Source organism: Limnobacter sp., from assembly GCF_964228395.1.
In the GTDB taxonomy this organism is placed as follows: Bacteria; Pseudomonadota; Gammaproteobacteria; order Burkholderiales; family Burkholderiaceae_B; genus Limnobacter.
The window spans coordinates 1-2,327 of the sequence record NZ_CAXQZX010000058.1 but is presented as its reverse complement, the minus strand read 5'-3'; the positions used below and the strand labels follow the sequence as shown (position 1 = coordinate 2,327).

General features: G+C 55.7%; 2 protein-coding genes. Both read left to right on the top strand.

Annotated features, from left to right (window positions below; genetic code table 11):
- The first annotated feature begins 40 nt into the window (after window positions 1-40).
- Window positions 41-1,510 carry an NADH-quinone oxidoreductase subunit NuoN gene (nuoN, locus tag ACEQU8_RS04810; protein ID WP_370261894.1) on the top strand — a complete coding sequence of 490 codons (1,470 nt, stop codon included), beginning with the start codon at window positions 41-43 and terminating at the stop codon, window positions 1,508-1,510.
- A 33-nt stretch (window positions 1,511-1,543) separates the two neighbouring features.
- Window positions 1,544-1,846 (top strand): DUF2818 family protein, encoded by a 303-nt coding sequence (locus ACEQU8_RS04805; protein ID WP_370261893.1) that lies wholly within the window; start codon window positions 1,544-1,546, stop codon window positions 1,844-1,846.
- Window positions 1,847-2,327 lie beyond the last annotated feature (481 nt).

Below are 2,327 nucleotides of genomic sequence, written 5' to 3'. Positions count from 1 at the left end.
GCTCAGTCCAAGCTTTAATTGAGGAATGTTCGTGGATCAGATGAATCTCTCACTCGCTATTCCTGAAATTGCGCTGGCGATTTTTGCCTGTGCGTTTTTGATTGCTGACAGTGTGACCAAGGGCAGGGTGTTGCCTCTTCTTCACAACATCGTGGTGCTATTTTGTATCGCTTTGGGTGCCTATTGTTTTGCACAGGTCCCCAACGCCGAAAACGCCATGGCCTTTAACAACATGTACATCGCCGATGGTATGGCGCTTGCACTGAAAGGCTTCTCGGCCTGGGCCATTGCCTTCACCCTGATTGTTGGTGCCAACTATGCCCGCGATCGCGACATGTTCAAAGGCGAATTGCATGCGCTGGTGTTGTTCGCGCTGCTCGGCCAGATGATCATGATCTCTGCGAACAATCTTCTGCTGGTGTACCTCGGTGTGGAATTGTTGTCGCTTAGTCTGTATGCGGCCGTGGCCATGCAGCGCGACAGTGTGAGGGCCACCGAGGCAGCGATGAAGTATTTCGTCTTGGGTGCCTTGGCATCGGGTTTTTTGCTGTACGGCATGTCCATGATTTACGGCGCCACTGGTACGCTCAACCATGCGGACATCGCATTTGCCGCCACGGCGGCAAGCACTGGACCGAAGACAATGATTTTCGTATTTGGCTTGGTGTTTCTGGTGGCTGGCTTGGCCTTCAAACTCGGCGTAGTACCTTTCCACATGTGGGTACCCGATGTCTATCAAGGTTCGCCCTCTGTGGCCACCCTGTTGATTAGCGGTGCTCCCAAATTGGCTGCCTTTGCCATTTGTATGCGTTTGCTGGTGGATGGCTTGTTTGTGATGGCGGCAGACTGGCAACAAATGTTGACGGTGTTGGCTGTGGCTTCTCTGGCCATCGGTAACCTCACTGCCATTGCACAAACCAGTTTCAAGCGCATGTTGGCGTACTCGACCATTGCTCAAATGGGCTTCATGCTGCTGGGATTTTTGTCCGGTGTGGTTGGTCAAAACACCGGCAATGCGGCGCAGGCCTATTCTGCCGCCATGTTTTATTCCATCACCTATGTACTCACCACCCTGGGCACCTTTGGTGTGATCATGGTGATGTCACGCAAAGGTTTTGAGGTTGAAAACATTGCCGACCTGAAGGGCTTGAACAAGCGTTCGCCTTGGTTGGCCTTGGTGATGTTGCTGCTGATGTTCTCTTTGGCGGGTATTCCTCCCATGGTGGGTTTTGCCGCCAAGCTGGCGGTTTTAAAGGCCTTGCTGGCCACCGGTCAGATTTGGTTGGCTGTTTACGCGGTGCTTTTCAGCCTGGTGGGTGCCTTCTATTACATCCGCGTGGTGAAAAGCATGTACTTCGAGGCACCCAGCGACGAGACCGAGATCGTGATGGGGAACGACGCACGCGCTGCGTTGGGTTTGAATGGCATGGCCGTGATCGCGCTGGGTTTGCTGCCTGCACCTTTGATGGCTTACTGCATGCAGCTGGTGGCCCAGTCCATCGCAGGTTGATGGCTTTTTGATTCACTGAGAGGAGGGCAGGCTTTGACTCAAACGATGGGGCACTGGTTGTTGTTTGGCTTGGCCTTGCTGTTTGCAAACCTGCCTTTTGTTAGCAACCGTATTTTTGGCGTGTTCAAGGTTGCCCAGAAGGGCGGCTGGACGCGGGTTGTGGAAGTCATTGCTGGTTATTTCATTGTGGGCCTGATTGGCTTTGCCATCGAAGGCTCCATTGGGCAGGTTACTCCCCAGCGGTGGGAGTTTTACGCGCTCACCGCCTGTCTTTTCTTGGTGTTGGCCTTTCCGGGCTTCGTGTATCGTTTTCTCTGGCGTTCGGCCAAAGCCTAAGTCGCTTCAATTTGGCTCGGGATCGCTTGCTCCTTGAAGCAAGCAGGTCTGCGCCACTTGGCTTGCGGCAATTTGATGCTGATTCGCTTGCTCCCTGAAGCAAGCAGGTCCAAGCCCCTTTGCGACGGCCAATCTGTGTTTCCCTCCCTGAGCCTCGCCTGAACTGAGGCCCGCCCTCCAAAACGGATGTCGGGTCGGGCCTCTGCCCCCTTGGGGGGCACCGTTCATTCTTGGCACGGTCGGGCAGATTGTCCTGAAGGTCGCTGCAGGGGCATTCGCCCCTGCTGGCTTCTGCGCAAGCGAAGGCCGCTGAGGTGCCTCGCGCAGCGCCGGGGTTGGGGTGGCACAGGCCGCGCAGGCCGATTCAGGGCAGCCCGCCCGGTTTGGCCCACACCGAGGGGCCGAGGCGTGTTTTCCCGCCAAGCCCCGCTTGGCGGGAAACCGAATCGGATGCAATGGCGACATTTTCGCCTTGCATGTC